General features: G+C 40.8%; 18 protein-coding genes. 13 read left to right on the forward strand and 5 right to left on the reverse strand.

The window, feature by feature from the left end; translation table 11 throughout:
• The first annotated feature begins 112 nt into the window (after positions 1-112).
• Genes J8Z25_RS03850 through J8Z25_RS03860 form a run of 3 tightly spaced genes read left to right on the forward strand, consistent with a single transcriptional unit; the run spans position 113 to position 3,757 of the window.
• Positions 113-2,284 (forward strand): putative bifunctional diguanylate cyclase/phosphodiesterase, encoded by a 2,172-nt coding sequence (locus J8Z25_RS03850; protein WP_239976860.1) that lies wholly within the window; start codon positions 113-115, stop codon positions 2,282-2,284.
• 47 nt (positions 2,285-2,331) lie between these two features.
• A complete protein-coding gene (locus tag J8Z25_RS03855) occupies positions 2,332-3,345 on the forward strand; it encodes a fatty acid desaturase (RefSeq protein ID WP_167658175.1) in 1,014 nt (337 codons plus the stop codon).
• Position 3,346: 1 nt separating this feature from the next.
• Complete coding sequence (locus tag J8Z25_RS03860; protein WP_130049607.1) at positions 3,347-3,757, forward strand: GFA family protein; 411 nt, start codon at positions 3,347-3,349, stop codon at positions 3,755-3,757.
• Here the strand turns inward: J8Z25_RS03860 and J8Z25_RS03865 are convergent.
• The 3 genes from J8Z25_RS03865 to rhlP form a co-directional block, all read right to left on the reverse strand.
• Entirely contained in the window at positions 3,750-4,988 is a 1,239-nt protein-coding gene (locus J8Z25_RS03865) for an MFS transporter (RefSeq protein WP_239976866.1), read from the reverse strand. The genes J8Z25_RS03860 and J8Z25_RS03865 overlap by 8 nt on opposite strands.
• Before the next feature lie 59 nt (positions 4,989-5,047).
• Positions 5,048-7,105, reverse strand: a complete 2,058-nt coding sequence (locus tag J8Z25_RS03870) for a TonB-dependent receptor (protein WP_250661694.1) — start codon at positions 7,103-7,105, stop codon at positions 5,048-5,050.
• An 88-nt stretch (positions 7,106-7,193) separates the two neighbouring features.
• Complete coding sequence (gene rhlP / locus J8Z25_RS03875; protein ID WP_250661695.1) at positions 7,194-8,006, reverse strand: rhombotarget lipoprotein; 813 nt, start codon at positions 8,004-8,006, stop codon at positions 7,194-7,196.
• A 252-nt stretch (positions 8,007-8,258) separates the two neighbouring features.
• On the opposite strand from rhlP, the gene J8Z25_RS03880 reads away from it, so the two are divergent.
• The 3 genes from J8Z25_RS03880 (at position 8,259) to J8Z25_RS03890 (ending at position 10,211) form a co-directional block, all read left to right on the forward strand.
• Positions 8,259-8,705: a hypothetical protein gene (locus tag J8Z25_RS03880; RefSeq protein WP_239976873.1), complete on the forward strand. Its 447-nt coding sequence runs from the start codon at positions 8,259-8,261 to the stop codon at positions 8,703-8,705.
• A 100-nt stretch (positions 8,706-8,805) separates the two neighbouring features.
• Positions 8,806-9,120: a hypothetical protein gene (locus J8Z25_RS03885; RefSeq protein ID WP_167658170.1), complete on the forward strand. Its 315-nt coding sequence runs from the start codon at positions 8,806-8,808 to the stop codon at positions 9,118-9,120.
• Positions 9,121-9,137: 17 nt separating this feature from the next.
• Positions 9,138-10,211, forward strand: a complete 1,074-nt coding sequence (locus J8Z25_RS03890) for an endonuclease/exonuclease/phosphatase family protein (RefSeq protein ID WP_250661696.1) — start codon at positions 9,138-9,140, stop codon at positions 10,209-10,211.
• A 206-nt stretch (positions 10,212-10,417) separates the two neighbouring features.
• On the opposite strand, the gene J8Z25_RS03895 is transcribed toward J8Z25_RS03890, so the two are convergent.
• A complete protein-coding gene (locus J8Z25_RS03895) occupies positions 10,418-11,794 on the reverse strand; it encodes an NAD-dependent succinate-semialdehyde dehydrogenase (protein ID WP_250662011.1) in 1,377 nt (458 codons plus the stop codon).
• Between the two features lie 165 nt (positions 11,795-11,959).
• Here J8Z25_RS03895 and J8Z25_RS03900 point away from each other — a divergent pair, with 165 nt between their 5' ends.
• Genes J8Z25_RS03900 through J8Z25_RS03910 form a run of 3 tightly spaced genes read left to right on the forward strand, consistent with a single transcriptional unit; the run spans position 11,960 to position 14,116 of the window.
• Positions 11,960-12,997, forward strand: coding sequence for an NAD(P)H-dependent flavin oxidoreductase (locus J8Z25_RS03900; protein ID WP_250661697.1), 1,038 nt, complete (start codon positions 11,960-11,962; stop codon positions 12,995-12,997).
• A complete protein-coding gene (locus J8Z25_RS03905; RefSeq protein ID WP_130049599.1) occupies positions 12,994-13,560 on the forward strand; it encodes a Crp/Fnr family transcriptional regulator in 567 nt (188 codons plus the stop codon). The genes J8Z25_RS03900 and J8Z25_RS03905 overlap by 4 nt, the downstream gene beginning before the upstream one ends.
• A 49-nt stretch (positions 13,561-13,609) precedes the next feature.
• Positions 13,610-14,116, forward strand: coding sequence for a YgjV family protein (locus tag J8Z25_RS03910; RefSeq protein WP_167658166.1), 507 nt, complete (start codon positions 13,610-13,612; stop codon positions 14,114-14,116).
• 44 nt (positions 14,117-14,160) lie between these two features.
• Here the strand turns inward: J8Z25_RS03910 and J8Z25_RS03915 are convergent, their stop codons facing one another.
• The gene (locus tag J8Z25_RS03915) at positions 14,161-14,673 is read right to left on the reverse strand and encodes an NUDIX hydrolase (RefSeq protein WP_130049597.1); all 513 of its coding nucleotides are present in this window, start codon (positions 14,671-14,673) and stop codon (positions 14,161-14,163) included.
• A 216-nt stretch (positions 14,674-14,889) separates the two neighbouring features.
• On the opposite strand from J8Z25_RS03915, the gene J8Z25_RS03920 reads away from it, so the two are divergent.
• From J8Z25_RS03920 to J8Z25_RS03935, 4 genes are read left to right on the forward strand one after another with little or no spacing between them, the layout of a single operon-like run.
• Complete coding sequence (locus J8Z25_RS03920) at positions 14,890-16,230, forward strand: sigma-54-dependent transcriptional regulator (RefSeq protein WP_130049596.1); 1,341 nt, start codon at positions 14,890-14,892, stop codon at positions 16,228-16,230.
• 6 nt (positions 16,231-16,236) lie between these two features.
• Entirely contained in the window at positions 16,237-16,452 is a 216-nt protein-coding gene (locus J8Z25_RS03925; RefSeq protein WP_130049595.1) for a histidine kinase, read from the forward strand.
• A gap of 22 nt (positions 16,453-16,474) precedes the next feature.
• Positions 16,475-17,953 carry a sensor histidine kinase gene (locus tag J8Z25_RS03930; RefSeq protein ID WP_130049594.1) on the forward strand — a complete coding sequence of 493 codons (1,479 nt, stop codon included), beginning with the start codon at positions 16,475-16,477 and terminating at the stop codon, positions 17,951-17,953.
• On the forward strand, positions 17,953-18,414 hold the full coding sequence (locus tag J8Z25_RS03935) for a response regulator (protein ID WP_130049593.1): 462 nt from the start codon (positions 17,953-17,955) through the stop codon (positions 18,412-18,414). Before J8Z25_RS03930 ends, J8Z25_RS03935 begins: the two co-directional genes overlap by 1 nt.
• The last annotated feature ends 48 nt before the right edge of the window (positions 18,415-18,462 follow it).

Raw genomic sequence — 18,462 nt, forward strand, 5'->3', positions numbered from 1 at the left:
GTTTAAGACTAGAGTACGATGGTGTTTGCATGCGTCTTATAATACAATTTGTTTTCTAAACTATAAGTGAGGTCAATCACTTAGTGCACAATATCGGGTAAGGTAACTTAGCGTGGGTACATACGACTTAAAGCGTATAGTTGAAAGTATTTCAAATTTAAAAAGTGAAAACTTTTATAATGCAATATGCCTGTCTTTATCGGAAGTGCTTGGTGCTTCTCATGTTTTTTTAGCTCAAGTTGATGAGTCGACTTTGCATGCGACAACCATCGCTTTGGCTGAGCATGACGAAATTGTAGAAAACATCAGCTACGATATCCGCTGTACGCCATGCAACGATGTAAGGTGTGGCAGTATCTCAAGTTACAGCTCTGGAGTTCAGCAGCTATTCCCTAACGATCAGTTACTTGTTGATATGGGCATAGAAGCCTATGTGGGTGTGCCTTTACAAAGTATATCTGGCAAAACAGATACTATTCTTGTCGCACTATTTCAGCATGAAATAAACGATGCGATGCAAATAGAGTCTTTCTTCTCGTTATTTACAGGTCTTATTCAGCGAGAAATCGAAAAAGACCGCTTTATTGCTAAACTTGATTTTGCAAATCAACTTATCGAGCAAAGCCACGAAGCGATTTTTATTTGCGACCATAATGTACATATTACTTATGCAAATACGGCATTTACTGAAATGACCGGTTACTCGCTGAGTGAAGTATTAGGGCAAAACCCAAAAATTTTAAGCTCAAACAAGTATGATCCACATTTTTACAAAGCGATGTGGCATCAAATTAATACAGAGGGTAAGTGGTCTGGTGAAATAACGAATAAAACCAAACAAGGTAAGCTGTATACGCAATTTTTATCTATTACCAAAATGCAAAATAATGGTGAAGATTGCTATGTTGCGTTTATTTTGGATATCACCGAGAAAAAAGAAGCTGAACAGAAAATCTATTTTCACGCAAACCATGACCAACTCACCGGTTTAACCAATCGTTTTTACTTTAAAGAGTATTTATGCAAGCTAATATCGTCTTTGTCTTACCAAGATGATGCGAATACTAACTTAGCAGTGATCTACTTCGATGTTGATAAGTTTCAAGACATCAACACAGTCTACGGCTTAACGTTTGGTGATAAGGTACTATGCGAGCTGTCAAAACGGCTTAATGGCAGTTTTAAAGAGTGTGCTTTTTCGCGTATTGATGGTGATAGCTTTGCCATCTTACAAACTTATCAGCACGTTAGTGAACTTGAGCATGTTTGCAAACAAATTACCGCGTTACTTGTTGAACCTTTTTCGATTGGTGGAATTAGTCAGCAGGTTTCAGTTACGCTGGGAATGAGTCAATTTGAGCAAACTGAAACGGCTACTTCAAATTATAAAATTGAAAAGGTTGCCCGTCGTTTAATACGCCAAGCTGAACTTGCCACCTTAAATGCCAAGCAAACAGGTGATGAGTACCTGTTTTTCTGTAAAGAGATGGATAACAAGGTCAAAAAACACAATTTGTTAGTAGAACAGCTTACCCAAGCTGTGAAAAACAATGATATTGAAGTGTATTTTCAACCTATTATCGATATTGAAAATAACACAGTTGCTAAATTCGAAAGTTTAGTCCGCTGGAATAATCAAGGCCAATGGCTATCACCTGCTGAGTTTATTCCTTTGGCTGAAGAGTCTCGGGTGATTATTCCACTCGGTGAACTCGTGTTGACTAAAACTTGTCAGCAAGTAAAAGAGTTAGAAGCAAAAGGTTATGAAAACGTTGTTTTTAACGTAAACCGTTCTTTATTTGAGTTTACTGAGTATAACCCTGAGCGTAATACATGGCTTGAGATTATTAAAAGCCAAGGGGTTAAACCATCCCAAATTTCATTTGAATTAACCGAAAGTGTTTTAGCTCCAGAAAATACCAATCATCTAGATGTGTTAAGGCAGTTGAAGCAAGCAGGGTGTTTAATTTCATTAGATGATTTTGGTACGGGTTATTCGTCTCTTAGCTACTTACGCCGTTTTCCTGTCGATGTACTTAAGCTAGATAAGTCTTTTATAGATGAAGTACATGTTGATTCAGGTGACGAAGCGCTGGTCAAATCAATTATTCAAATGAGTCGTGTTCTGGGTATTAAAGTTGTTGCTGAAGGGGTTGAAGAACGCGAACAATTGGCTGTACTAACAGAAGCTGGCTGTGACTATATCCAAGGCTATTACTTTTCAAAGCCATTGCCAGCAAGCGATATACTGCCATTTTTAACGCAATTTCCTCGAGCGCAGTAGGTAATTACGGTATGATTTTGATATCAACCTGCTAGTAAAAGCTTACTATGTCAAAATCAACTGCGAAACAAAATATAAAGACGATAGTTTCAGCTATTAAGGCTGAAGAGCAGTCGCTAAGAGCGCTTTATCCTATACTTAATCAGCAAAATACGATTGCTATGGCTATTCTACTCGTGTCGTTATGTTCACTGTTCGGCGTTGCGACACTCTATTATTTAGCTATTATTCCTGCATGGCTGTGTATCATTTTGGCTGCTTTTATTACCTCGATATCGCATGAACTTGAACATGATCTGATCCATAAGCAGTATTTTAGTAATCGTCCTTTTACACATAACCTGATGATGCTAACCGTGTGGCTAATGCGGCCAAATACGGTTAACCCTTGGTATCGCAGAAAAATTCACTTACATCACCATAAAGTATCCGGCACCTCGCAAGATTTAGAGGAGCGCTTAGTGGGCAATGGCATAAAATCACCATTTTTGAGGGTGTTGGTTATCACTGATGGCTTGCTAGGTTTATTAATTAATACCAAGCGATTTAATAAAGAAATTAGTGGCTTTAAGTTTTTACGAGTTTTTAATGCTGGCTTTCCTGTTGCAACAGCGTATTTTGCGACTCTTTATGGGGTAATTGCTTACTATGCTCTGCAATTTGTGCAGCCATTTACATTACCCGCTTGGGGAGTAGAGTTACTTACTGGGGCTGAATTCTTAATGGTGGTACTTATCGTGCCTAATATCATTCGCTCAACGTCTCTTAACTTGGTGACATCTTCAATGCATTATTATGGTGGTGTAAATAATTTGCTAGAACAAACGCATGTGATCACCAGTCGCTGGTTTTTACCGTTTCAATTATTTTGTTTTGATTTTGGTCGCACACACACAATCCACCATTTTGTACCGAATCAGCCTTTTTACATTAGGCAATTGATCAGCAAAAAAATACATCCTATTATGGCCCAGCATGGGGTACGTTTTAATGACTTACAAAGCTTAAAACATGCCAATCACTACCCAGTAAAAGAGCAGTCATCTCAACAAGGAATTTAATATGAAGGTAACAGGTCGTTGTCATTGTGGTGAGGTAACTTACAATGCAGAAGTTGATGAAAATAAAGTGATTAACTGTCACTGTACAGATTGCCAAATTATCTCGGGTGCGCCTTTTCGCACTGTTGTGGTGTCTGTGCCAGATGGGGTTACCTTTACAGGTGCTGAGCCAAAAGAATATATAAAAATAGCCGAAAGTGGTAATCAGCGTGCGCAAGGCTTTTGTGGTAACTGTGGTACAGCCTTGTACGCGACTTCTGTAGGTGCAGGTGAGCGTATTTATGGCTTACGTATTGGCGCTGTAGAGCAAGCTGATGAGCTTATCCCTAAAGCGCATATTTGGTATCGCTCACATAAGCCTTGGCTCGATAACCTAAGTGATATGAGTATCTTTGAAACCGCACCTAATTAGCTGCCCCTTTTTGTTGTTGGCCGATAGTTAGATTTCGGCCACTTAAATAACCAAACAAAGCACACAGTAGACTTGATGCAATACACAGCCAAAGTGCTCCTTCCCAATTATTAAAATAACTATGTAAGGCACCCGCAATAATAGGGCCGGTTGCAGCCAATAAATATCCGATACATTGTGCCATGCCCGACAAAGCTGCGGCTTGCATTGAGTCTTGAGTTCGCAGGCTTACGAATGATAAACCTAGAATAAAACATGCGCCTGAACAAAAACCTAGAGTGATTGACCAAAACATCGCGAAACTAGGTGCAACTAATAACCCAAGTGAACAAAGCGCCCCAAGTAACGCAAGGCTTAAAGTTAAAATACGTTGATCTTTTAATTTGGCAAGTAGCGGAATAAGCACAATCCCTGGCAGGGCGGAGGCAACTTGAAAGGCGCCTTGTAAAGCACCAGCATGCTGCGCACTATGACCACCCTCTATTAAAATGCTGGGCAGCCAACCTAGCATGATATAAGTGAAAAATGAGTTAAAGCCGAGCAGTGAAGTGATTTGCCAAGCAAGTGCTGAGTGCCAAATTTTGCTTTGTGTACTACTTGGCACAGATGATTTTTTTGGCATGGTATGTTGCTTAAGTTGTGGTAACCACACAACAGTAGCCAGTACAACTAATAGGGCATAACTGGCGAGGGCTAATTGCCAGCCAAGTTCTTTATATTCTGCCAGCGGAATGATTATTGCTGAATAGCTTCCGCCAAATATCCCCATTGCCAAAACATAACTAGACGTCATAACAGCCACTTTATGGGGAAAGTCCCGTTTTATCAGGCTTGGCAATAACACATTACCAATCGCGATACCGACGCCAATCACTGCAGTGCCAATAAATAACACTGTGGCTGAGTCAATAACGCGAGATACGACTCCTACGCCTATAAGCACAAGGGCAATGAACAGCGATACTTCAAGACCGCACTTTTTAGCAAGGCTCGCCGCCATGGGGGAGGCAATAGCAAACGCGATTAAAGGTAAAGTAGTCAACATACCGGCTTGTGATGCACTTAACTGAAATTGTTCAATGATTTGTTCAAGTACAGGTGCGATCCCAGTGATAGGAGCACGTAAACTGGCTGCAATTAGAAAAATGCCCAGTACTAATAGAAGGTTACGAATTACGTTTTGAGAAGATGACACGCTGTTTGGAAAGATAGCTATAGGTACTTTTATCATACCAAAACACTAAACAGCGTGGGTGAACTATGAGATAGCTCACCAAATAAAACGGTTACTTAAAACTGATAGCTTGCTGATATCATGGCGTTGCGCGGTCTACCCGGAAAGTAGCGGTCGCCACTAAATGTGGTGTAGTCTGCGCGCTCAGCATAGTGCTCATCGGTTAAATTGTTTATTCGTGCAGTAAGGGTAAAGTTAGGTGTTAGCTGCCATGCTGCTCTTAAGTTAACTAATGAGTGGCCTTCGTAACTATGCTGGTTTTCAGGATCAGTAAAGTAGCTGCTGGTGGTATGCAGCTCAAGTCCAACACGTGTTATATCGTTTGCTTGCCAAAGTAGCTGTAAGTTTGCAATGTTACGTGGTGCAGTATCAATGAGATTGCCATTGATATTAACCCCACCGAGTAACTGATTATAACTATATGTGTGTTTGGCATGACTTGCGGCTATTTGCATCGATAAGCTTGGTGTAATGGCATAGGCTAATTCAAGCTCAACACCACGATGCTGGGTTTGGCCGTCGTTGACATAATAAAAATCACTGTCGCGGAAAATGGTGTTCTTTTTATTCATTGCATAAATGCTAAATACATAATGCAGTTGTGCTTGTTGACCTTTTAAACCAAGCTCGAGGTTTTTAGCTATTTCAGAGTTAAGATCTGCAACATTTTGTTCGCGTTGTAATTGATAAAGCTCTGCCGCTTGCGGTGCTCGATACCCTTCTGAAGCATTGGCGTAGATAAACTGGTTATCAGCATATTGATAGCTTAAACCAAGCTTTGGCGAGAAGTTCGTAAAGCTATTTACGCTACTTTCTGGTCGAGAATAACGGCACCCGCCCATTGCGCATGCTGTGCCATCTTCTTTTGTACGACCAGCCAACATATGGTTAGTGTAGTCATAGCGCATACGCTCGTATCGACCACCAAGACTGATGAGTAAGTCATCAAGCTGCCAATCAAGGTTAACAAATGGTGCTAATAGGGTGCTAGTTACTTGATAATCGTAATGTTTACCTTGAGGCACGGTGGCGACTAAAAACGCTGAGCCTTGAGTCGGGCTATCCTGATATTGTAAAAAATCAGCATCTGTCAGCTCACCATCAAAGCCAATTGTTAAGAGGCTTGCACCAGTTAACTTATGCTGCCAGCTTGATTGAAGGCCAACACCTTGCTGAGCATTTTCTTCAAGGGGAGTACCCGGTAAAAAATGCTTAAAGAAGGTCATGTTTTGGTCGCGGATATAAGGCGTTAGGGTAAAGTTGTTAGCCTCATCTTGTGTCCAATTTAGTTTTGACCAAATACGTAAAGAACGCGCTTTACGAAACGCATCTGGATCAAAATTAGACTGTGCTATTTGCTCGTCTTTATAACTTTCAAAGCCTTCTATGTAGCCTGCAGTTTGTTGATCTAAGTGAGTGTAGGTTAGGCCTGTACTTACACTTAGTTTTTCGCCATCAAAACGGTGACGCAGTGATAGCTTTTCTTGGTCAACACTTTCGTCATCACGGTAACCCGTATCTCGGGTGATCGTGGCATTAATGCCTAAACCTTGCTGGCCAAAATCACGGCCAGTGCCCAGTTTGTAGCGGGTGTAGCCAAACGATCCGTAATCAAAACCAAGTTGGTTGTGGTCATAGGTTGTATCTGGGGTGATCACGTTGACTACACCATGTACTGCGTTTGAACCGTAAAGAGCAGAGCCAGGCCCTTTCAGTACTTCGATGCGTTCTGCCATTTCAGTGTGGGCTTCGAATAATTCATTGATGTTGCAAAAACCAGCTGCGCGAAGTGGAATACCATCTTCAGCGGTAAGTAAGCCGCCGCAGGCTCCTGCACCAGAAAGTACAGGCGAACGTAAAGCGGGTAAATACTCTTGGCCGTTACCGTGTTGAAGATTAGCACCAGCAACCTGTTTAAGGGCTTGTTCAATGTGAGTTGGAGCGATAAGCGCCAGTTGCTTTTGTGAAATACTGCTGACCACAACAGGCAATGGATCTGACAACACTTCGCTACGCGAGGCCGTAGTTGTAATATGTTCTAGTTCATTATTAGCAAAGGCTTGTTGATTAAATAATGAGGTGCTCACAAGCACTGAGAGTATCGACAACTTCATGAAAACCCTTTGGTTAGGTACAACAAAAACCAAAGGGTAACTGCTTTTTAGGATGGGTAAAAGCTTTCGCGATTAATAACTTTGTCTGTTATGAGCTTCGGCGATGCACTGCAAAACCTGCCAGTACTGCAACTAACCAAAACAAGCTACTGCCGCCAGTACCATTTCTGTGCGTGACATTGGCTACTTTTTCTTCTTTTACGCGGGTTTTAAATTGCGCCAATTCAGCATCGAGATTTGTGATCATGTCATCAACGGCACCATTAAAGCTTGCCAGCGACTGCTCTTTTGCCATTTCATCTATGCCAATAGCTGTGCTGCGTTGCTCTGCTTTATGAATACCTGGAGCGCGAAACAGCATTTTTCGGCTTTTTACATCAAATACGGCGGTATCTACAAAGGTTTGTACTGAGTTTTCATTGCCCGGAATCACATATAAACCAACAATAGTTAGATATAAAAATGCAGCGTTATTTTCTAAGCTTTGCGACACCTGGTCGTACGAAACAAGCGCCATAATATCCACATCATATAAACGAGATACTTGCTCTAATGCGGTAAACCCTTCGCCGCCTTTTAAATAAGTGCTTGGGATCACTTCAATGCGGTCTATGTAGTCATATTGCATAAACTGCTTTTTAACTTTGTTTAGCAGTGCCACTTCGTCACTATGATGCAAGCCACCATTGTACTTGTTAGGGATAAAGGCAATCCCTACAGTGGCAGGTAAGTTCAAGGTTGGGATGGTCGCTTGATGGGCAGCTCTGTCTTGCTGATCTGGATAAAGGTACTCAACCAAAGAACTTGATTGCGTTTTTTGATTTCCATATTGACTCATTATGGCACTACAACCCGTAAGTGCAGCAATACTAAATATCAAACACCATTTTAGTGCATTCATAAATTATCCTTATTATGTAGTGAGGAAGCGTTTGTTTGCGTTGGTAAATATAACGACAAACGATGCAAACGGAGCTGTAACTCAGACCCAGTTTTTCATAAATAGTGCCAAAGAAGTTTAAAGAAATGTAAAGATTGGCTTTCTAATGTGTTGATATGTAAATAGTTACGTTTTTAAATTGTAACCCTTCATCTATGATTCAGGCTAAAACGTTAGGCTTTTTACCAAGAGCAAACGTTAAGGGTCTCTATTATGAATAAATTAATTACTATCTCAGTTGCCGTTTTAGGTTTAAGTTTGATACCTATGGAAGCAAACGCGAAACATGATCGTGACCATGATAGATACGAACAAAAACACGAACGTAAAAAGCATAAAAAGCACCACAAACATAAGAAACACCACAAGCATTATCATCATGACAAACATGATCGCTACTATGATCGATATGACCGCTACAGCTATCGTGATTTGCCACCCGGTTTATACAAAAAAGTAGGGCATGGTGGTGGCTTACCACCAGGTTGGTATAAGCGTTATCATCATGGTGATATTCTTGACCGTGATATATATCGCCATGGTCGAGTGATTAAACGTCGTGACCGAAATGGCATTATTGCCATCGAAATCGACGATCGCCTGATTCATCTAGTACACGATACGCGAGAGATTTTATCAATTGTCACTCGCCATCGTTAATCCTGTCGAAAGCCGCTTAGCGGCTTTTTTTTTGCTTGTTTCATATCCAGTTCAGAAAAACTTGCTACGCTTAACTGAAACTAATAGAAGGAACACTCGCATGAAAGCATTGTTAACTGTTGCAGTGATAGGTTTAAGCCTAGTGACGGCTGGCGCACTTGCAAAAGACAAGGATAAGGATAAAGGTAAAAGTCTCCCGCCGGGCCTTGAAAAAAAACTTGATAATGGTGGTGATTTACCACCTGGTTGGCAAAAAAAATTACGTAAAGGCGATATCCTAGATCGTGATATTTACCGCCGCGGTAAAGTGATTAAATCACGAGATAGAGATGGTCTAATTTCAATTCAAGTCGACGGTACTGTCGTGCGTTTAGTGGAAGACACCCGAGAAATTATTTCTATTTTGAGCCGCTAATTTTGTTTGCATCGATCATGACTTATGGATTGAGTTCACTATTGGCCATGCTGCTAGTGGTCTCAATCTTGCCATTTTCATACTCCCAACATTATCTAATTCGCAGTTGTGATTTTGTTCGCTTGCAAGTGGTTTACCTTGCTTGTGCGAGTTTAATTGCGGCAGGTTATTTAATTAGCACCACTGATTCATGGCTTTTTATTGGTTGCGCAGTTGCAAGTATCATTGTGCTGATTTTGCAAGTCGGATGGATTTACCCTTACACAAGACTAGCTAATAAAGAAGTTGCCTCAAGCAATAAAAGCGATAAGCACAGTATTCGTATCATGTCGGCAAATGTACTGATGTCGAACACTGAATATGACAAACTCATTGGCTTAGTTAAAACGCACCAACCTGATTTCCTCATTACGTTAGAGTCTGATCAAACTTGGCAAAATAAACTGAGCAGTTTAGAGCAAGAGTACCCATATCGTGTTTACTGCCCAAAAGATAATCGTTATGGCATGCACTTGTACAGCAAGTTTAAAATCAAACAACAGCAAGTTTGTGAGCTTATAGAAAGCGATATCCCCTCAATTCATATTTTGTTTGAAGATGCCGATGGCGTAGAAGTACAAGGGCACTTTATTCATCCAGCTCCCCCTAGCCCCACAGAGGAGGACAGCTCGTGCCCCCGAGATACTGAACTCATTATTTTAGCGAAAGCACTTAAAAACAGACTGCGACCTTGTATCGTTGCTGGTGATTTAAATGATGTTGCTTGGTCACGCAGCACACGTTTGTTTATGCGTATCAGCGGTCTATTGGACCCACGTAAAGGGCGCGGGTTTTTTAACACCTTTCATGCAAGTTACTTTTTTATGCGTTGGCCACTTGATCATCTTTTTCATAGTAATGAGTTCAGTGTCAAGCGAATAGAGCGTTTGGAAAAATATGGCTCTGACCATTTTGCCCTACTTACAGAGCTTGTTTATAACCCAGACTCAGCTAATCAAAAACAGCTAGAACAAATAGACAAAGAGGAAGCGATTGATGAGTTGAAAATGCCTGCTGCGTCCAAGCAGCAAGTGCCAATGTTTAAAGAGTAATAAATATTAGGTGTAATACCAACCCGCAATAATACTTAATCACTTTGAGTGATTAACCCACTCGTTACCTACATGAAAAATTTCTGACTTAGAAAAACTAAATAACTAAATTTTTGCCTGCTATCAACGAGCTTCTATTACCTTAAAATTGATCTCTTAATTAAGTGAAGTGGTGTAAAAAAGGGCTCATATGAGCCCTTTTTATTTTAATCGTTGACCATAATGGTTTTAATATTAACGAATTCTCGTAACCCAAATCCGCCGTGTTCACGGCCATAACCACTGTCTTTTACCCCCCCAAATGGCAAGTTTGGTTGCGCAAGACCATAGCCGTTAATATTGACCATACCAGTATCAAAGTGCTGCTTTGCAAGCTCAATGGCTGCCTGTTCGTCTTTTGAGAAAATACCGCCGCCAAGGCCATAGCGAGAGTCATTAGCGATTTGCATTGCCTCAGCATTATCTTTTGCTCTGATAAGTGATGCGACAGGGCCAAATAATTCATCAGCGTAAGCAGGCATTCCTGGTTTAACATTCTCAAGAAGGGTAGCGGTGTAGTAAAAGCCGGTGTGCTCAGCAACCTTGCCACCGGTGATAATATTAGCTCCAGCATTGACTGAGTCTGTAACTTGTTGATGCAGTTTATCACGCAGATCTTTGCGAGCCATTGGACCGAGCGTTGTCTTTTCATCATTTGGATCGCCAAGCACAACTTGCTCAAATTGTTCTTTAATTAAGGCTTTAAAATCATCATATAACGCATCAACAACAATAAAACGTTTTGCTGCTACACAGGTTTGCCCATTGTTGATCAAACGACCTTGTGTACATGCGCTAATGGCAGTATTTAAATCGGCATCATCAAGTACGATATAAGCATCATTACTGCCAAGTTCTAGGACGGTTTTTTTCACTTGTTTGCCAGCTTGCTCAGCAACTTTTTTGCCAGTTTCATCGCTGCCAGTAAATGTCACCCCACGAATAGCTGAGTGCGCAATTAGCTCGCTTGCAGTTTTGCCGTCAATCAGTAAGTTTTTAAAGCAATAATCATCAAAGCCTGCTTGTGAAAACATTTGCTCAATCTTTTCGGCCATGCCAAATACATTACCAGCGTGTTTTAGCACCGTGGTATTACCCGCCATGATATTAGCGCAAGCATATCGAATAACCTGATAAAGCGGAAAGTTCCAAGGTTGGATACCTAAAATCACACCAATTGGTTGGTAACTAATAATTGCATGACCGTCCTGCATATCTCGCTTTTCATCAGCAAGCACTTGAGGCCCTTGTTCTGCGGTGTAGCGACAAATTGCAGCACACAGCTCAACTTCTTGAAGACCTTGTTGATATAACTTGCCCATTTCATCTGTCATCAGTTGTGCTATTTCTTGCTGATTAGACTCAATCACTTCTGCTAGTTGATTAAGTAATTTTGCACGGTGTTCATGTGATGTAGTGCGCCACTTTAAAAAAGCTTGATGGCATTGTTCAACCTCACTTTGTGCTTGTTGAAGTGACAGTAGATTATAAGTATTTAAAGTTTGCTCATTGGCTGGATTGATTGTAGTAACAGTATCAGTCATCATTATCTCCTTACAAAATTGTAGGAGAGAGTCTGCAAAGCTAATACCTGTTTTTTATTTTTCTATGTTTTTGTTTTGTAATAACTTTATTTTTATCTTGTGTTTGCTTCGCTCTCTTTTTATGTAAATACTGCAACAGGCTGCAAAACTTACAAGGAATACGTAATGACAAATTCTGTGTTAAATACTGAACTTGCAATTATTCAAGCGCCGATGGCGGGTGTGCAAAATGCTAAGCTGACTGTGGCTGTTTGTGAAGCCGGGGGGCTTGGATCGTTGCCTTGTGCTATGCTTTCGACAGAGCAGCTTAAGTCAGAACTTGATTACATAAGCCTGAATACTGATAAGCCATATAATCTTAATTTCTTTTGTCATCAGACACCTGACTATACATTGGCTCAGCAAACTGCTTGGCATGGGGTGCTAGCACCTTATTTTGAAGAGTTAAATGTAGATGCCTCACAATTAACCCGTAATGCTTCTCGTCAGCCAATTAATCAACAAGTGATAGATATTATCGCGCCCTATAAGCCCGCTGTTGTCAGCTTTCATTTTGGTCTGCCAAGTAAGGATATTGTTACTCAGATCAAAGCGTGGGGCGGGACTGTTCTTTCATCAGCCACAACGTTAGATGAAGCGCGCTGGTTACAAGCAAATGGGGCCGATGCGATTATTGCACAAGGGATTGAAGCAGGCGGCCACCGTGGGCATTTTTTATCGATGGATTTATCGTTGCAACCCACTACTGTGCAATTAGTACGAGAGTGTGTAGAGCTTGATATACCCGTTATTGCAGCAGGGGGGATCTGTACTTCTGAAGATGTAGCACAGTACCAAGCCTTGGGCGTGATTGCAGTGCAGGTAGGCAGTGCTTACTTACTTTGTGAAGAAGCTACAACAAGTGCTTTACATCGTGAAGTATTAAAAACGGCCGAGCCAGATTCTACAGAATTGACGACCTTATTTTCAGGTCGCCCAGCACGAGGAGTTCGCAACCGAGTCATGCAAGAGTTAGGTGCAATGCCAGAGCAGGCACCGCCTTTTCCTTATGCGTCGATTGCGATGACCGCATTACGCTCAAAAGCCGAAGCCAAAGGCGATAGTGGTTTTTCACCGCTTTGGTGTGGTGAGCGCTTTATTGTTCGAGAAGGTATTAACGCAGAGCAAATTACTACGATATTAATGCAAGGTTGGCAATCTTGACTGATCCCCAGTTACTTCCGCTAGGTGATAGTTATCATCAGCTTGCCAGTGAATTTCGTAACAAGCTTGCTGGGCAATGCTCTATAAAACGTTGCGCTAAAGGTGATGTTTTATTACAACAAGGCGACGAACAAGATGCTGGTTACTTAATTGTGTCTGGGGTGCTTGGCGCATTACATGCATCATCACAAGGCGTGCAAAAGTGTAAAGAGTTTTACTTTCAAGATGAATTTGCACTGCTTTATGGTAATTGGTTAACTAAAACCCCTGCGCTTTACCAACTTAAAGTAATACGTGATGCTGAGCTTATTAAGGTGCCTTTAGTTTTACTCGAGAGAGCCGACTGGCAAGCAATCAAACATAACCTGATTAGTCAGCAGCTACTATTTAAAGAAGCAAAAGAAGCATTTTTATTACTGAATACGCCAGAGCAGCGTTATCAATATTTACGGGATCAAAAACCGCACTGGCTTGAACAACTGAGTTTAAACGAAGTTGCTATGTATTTAGGGATCTCAGCTATTTCTTTATCACGAATTAGGCGGCGTCTTAACTTAAGTTAAGGCGCAGCAAAACAGTGAACATTACACTGCTGATTTTTCAGGAGTCGTTATGTTTATTTTATCTCAATGCTTAGTGGCCATTGCCACATTACTCGATTTGGCTTCATTTCAGTTTAAACAAAGACAAGCAATTTTAGCTTGTTTGTTTAGCTCTGTTTTACTCACATCTGTGCACTTTATGCTGCTCGATAACTTAAGTGCAGCATGTTTAATGCTGATCGCAGCACTACGTTATGGTTACTTTATTTTTGCGCGCAAAACTTGGGTGATGATTGCATTTATGCTTTTGAGCATAAGCGCAGTGCTATTTACTTGGCACACTTGGGTGAGTTTTATTGCCCTAACAGCGACCTTAATTCAGACTTATGCTTCGTTTCAGAGTAAAGATTTGTTACTAAGGCTTTTTATGCTCTTAGGTACACTATGTTGGTTAACACATAATGTTCTGATTTTCTCGCCAGTAGCAGTGGTAATGGAAGCAGTGTTTTTATTGAGTAATTTACTAGGACTTTGGCGTTTTTATATCGCTCCAAAAGCGATGAAAACATGTCAATAGATGCATATTCAAAGTGTTACAGCATGCTTTCCATTTAAATAAAACTAAAGCGAGTCAGCAATTCGCTTTAATAAAAAGGTCTCGCGCTGAATTGATAATCCCTGTTTATCACTCATTGCCATAGTGGTTTCATTATGTGCTATGGCATCAAAAATATTTACCCATTTAGGGTGCATGCCATTTTGCACTTCGTAATGTTCCATTTTTGGCTCTGCAAATTCATCGCTTATTTCACAGAAGTAGCAATAAGACTTGATATGAACACAGTCGAAGTCGTCTTTGTACCAAGGCCTGATTTCTTCGTATAACCCCAGTGGTCGGTTTACTTGGATGTGTTGTGCGCCTGTTTCTTCATGTAATTCTCGGTGAAGCCCTTGCTCAATGCTTTCGCCTTCATCAACTCCACCACCTGGTAGGCTGTAGTCATCATAACGGGCGGTATATAAAAGTAGTATTTGTTCACCCTTTAATACGATAGCGCGCGCAGTGTTACGAATAAATATCGTGCCATAGTCATTACTTAAACTTGGGTGAATTACTTTTCTTAATAGCTTCATGGGATTACAACTTTAAATTAACGCAAGTACAGCTCAGCTTAATATTGAATGCGCCATAATAACCTTTTTTTAGCATTTAATTCATTATACTTACCCCAAATTGAAACTAATAAGGTAATATAACTGGAATTAAGAACTATTTAGGTATCTAGCGTGTTTGGTTTTCTTTTCGAAAAAAATTTGCGTAGAATGGTGAAAAAAGCTTAGGAAATGAATATGTTGAACGTACTTTTGGTCGATGATGACAGTGAATTTAGCGATGTAGTTTGTCACATAGTGGAGTTTCTTGGGCATAATATAAATACCGCAGCAAATTTGGCAGAAGCGGAGCAATGGTTTGAAAACAACACGTTTGATCATGTCTTTTTAGACTTCATGTTGCCAGATGGCAGCGGCCTTCATTTACTTGAGCATTTAAAAGCAATAGGTCAATCTCCTCGAGTCACATTAATTTCAGGGCACCCTTCAGTAAAAGGTAAGCTAGCAGAGATGTGTGAACCTAATGTGGGGCATCTTGTTAAACCTTTACAACGCGAAGATATCGAGCGTGTACTCAACCCGAAAAAATCAGCCCCTAAGAAAAAAGCAACACCAGCAATAAAACGTCATTTTGGCACCTTGATTGGTGAATCTGAGGTGATGCAGAAGCTTTATACTATGATTGAGCGTGTTGCAGCCACTTCTGCCAATGTGATGTTGATGGGTGAAAGTGGTGCAGGTAAAGAAGTGGTTGCGCAGGCAATTCATAATGCGACTGAGTGTGATGGTCCGTTAGTGGCAACCAACTGTGGTGCATTTTCAAAAGAGCTGATTGGTAGCGAATTGTTCGGTCATGAAAAGGGCGCGTTTACAGGGGCTATTGCGCGCAAAGAGGGTGTATTTGAACAAGCTGCTGGTGGTACTTTGTTTTTAGATGAAGTCACCGAAATGCCGATTGATATGCAACCAAACTTACTACGCGTTCTTGAAAGCAAAAAAGTAACCCGAGTGGGTGGCACCAAAGAGCAAGCAGTGAATTGCCGTGTTATTTCTGCTACCAACCGCACCTTAACCGACCTTGCGCAAAACAATGTTATTCGTGAAGATATTTATTTTCGTTTAGCGGTATTCCCCATTGATATTCCACCGCTACGTGAGCGAAAAGAAGATATTCCACTGCTCGCCAATGCCTTTTTAGAGCAACTCAATGAAGAAAACGGCACCGACTTTAAATGGCAAGCAGCGCAAATCAAAGAGCTAGAAGGGCATGATTGGCCTGGTAACGTGCGTGAGCTTCGCCACGCTATTCATCGGGCTTTTATTATGAGTGACCCTAAAGGCACAGCTATTACCTTGCCTGAATCATTAGAGTCTCCGTTCTCTAAAGTGAATAAAGAGAGCCAAGCAAATCAAGTTGTTGCAGGGCAAACTATTGAAGAAGTTGAAAAAGAGTTGATCCACGCTACTTTAGATAAAGTACAAGGTAATAAGACGATTGCAGCACAAATGCTGGGGATCAGTACTAAAACTCTTTATAACCGTTTAAATGCTTATGGAGGCATTGGCGAATATAAATAACAAAGGATGGCTATGAATAATAACGAGTCTTTACGAAAAATGGTGCACGACGCCCGTGCGCCACTAAACCGTATTTCAATGAATGCAGAGTTAGTTAAGCTCGTATTAGAAAATGATATGCCAAAGCAAAAAGCACTTGAGGCATTAAATAAAATAATAGCTAATTGCCAGCAGTGTAGTGAGCACTTACAAGAAATAAGTGACACTCACGGGGCTGACTAAGCACTCATAGATTAGGAAGTAAATGCACAAACAAAAAGGAAAAATAGCGATCAATTGGGCTGGCTTTATTGCCGTGGTGCTCTGTATCGTGGTGGCTAACGCTTTTTTAGCTATTGATAGTATTCGCTCGCTCACTGAAACACAAAACAGCCTAGATAACACGAACTCGCTCAATACAGCAATTGAGCGATTACACTTATCTTTGGTGCAAGCTGAATCGGGTCAACGTGGTTATTTACTCACTGATCGTGAAGATTACTTAATGCCTTACAATGATGCAATTGCCTCGATGCAAGCACAGATAATGCTTGTGAAAAGTTTGCATTCAGAAATACCGGGTCAGGCAGATCGCATTGCTCGTTTTCTTTACTTAGTAAATGACAAAATTGCGGTAATGACTAAAACGACCGATCTGGCTTTAGCCAATAAAGACGTTAAGGCTCGTAGTTTGTTATTAACTAACCAAGGTCGCGATTTATATAAAGAAATTCGCCTAGCAGTTGATGAAATTCAAATGCGTGAGCTTAATTTCAAGATAGATCAGTTCACTAAACTCTCGCAAATAAAAGACGATGCTAAGTTAACATTTGCAATTACAGCTGTTACTAGCACTTTATTAATTATTGGTATGTTCTTGTTAACACGTATCAATTTGCGTAACCAAGCCAAGTACCGAGCTGAACTTGAAAATCAAAATGAGAACCTTGCGGCAAAAGTAGCAGAGCGCACCCAAGAGCTGACCATCTATTCAGATGAATTAAGCCGCTCAAATCGAGAGCTTGAAGAATTTGCTTTTGTTGCAAGTCATGACTTACAAGAGCCACTGCGAAAGATTCAAGCTTTTAGTGACCGCCTTGAAAAAATGTTCAAAGATGATCTCGGTGAAAAAGGCATTGATTATATTAATCGCATGAAAAACGCAGCCCAGCGAATGTCTAATTTAATTAATGATTTGCTTGAATTTTCACGAGTAACGACTCGGGGCAAAGACTTTACTGATACTGACTTAAATGAGGTTGTTGCAGAAGTACTTGATGATCTTGAAATCGCGGTTAATGAATCTGAAACCACTGTTAATCTCGATAAGTTACCGCACATTCAAGCTGATCCAAGCCAAATGCTGCAATTATTCTTAAACATTCTGTCTAATGCAGTGAAGTTTAGGCGTGAAAATGTGCCGCCTGTAATCAACATTAGTTACCAGCGAACCAAAGAGTTTAGTCAAGTTCATAATGCAGAGGTAGAGTGGGAAATAATTACTATTTCAGACAACGGAATTGGCTTTTCTGAAGAGTACCTAGAAAAAATATTTGTACCATTCCAGCGTTTGCATGGTCGCTCTCAATATAAGGGCACAGGCATAGGCCTATCAGTTTGTCGCCGAATCGTTGAACGCCATGGTGGAGAAATCACGGCGAATAGTCGCGTTAATGAAGGTGCAAGCTTTACAATTAAATTACCTGTGGAAACATCGCTTTTCACACTACAAGGAGAGGCGTAATGCCACTTAATAAAGTTAAACCAATTACTATTTTAATGGCTGACGACGACGAAGATGATCGTTTATTAACCCAAGATGCATTGGCCGAAAGCCGTGTATTGAACGAGCTATTTTTTGTTGAAGATGGTGTAGAGCTGCTTGAATATCTTGAGCGTAAAGGCAAATTTAGTGAAAAAGAAAAATCGCCACGTCCGGGCTTGATTTTACTTGATTTAAATATGCCGCGCATGGACGGTCGAGAAGCGCTCCAAGCAATCAAAGCGAACCCTAACTTGAAGGGCATTCCGGTTGTTATTTTAACCACATCAAAACAAGAAGAAGATATGGTTAGAGGCTATGACTTAGGTGCTGCATCATACATCACGAAACCGGTTACTTTTGAAGGTTTAGTCGAATTGATGCAAACACTAGGAAAATACTGGGTAGAATTTGTAGAGCTGCCAACATCACGAAACGATTAATTCCGATTAGCGACAATACTTAATTAGGCTAATTGGCATAAGGAGCCA

The sequence above is a fragment of the Pseudoalteromonas sp. SCSIO 43101 genome (assembly GCF_023650775.1).
GTDB lineage: Bacteria > Pseudomonadota > Gammaproteobacteria > Enterobacterales > Alteromonadaceae > Pseudoalteromonas > Pseudoalteromonas apostichopi.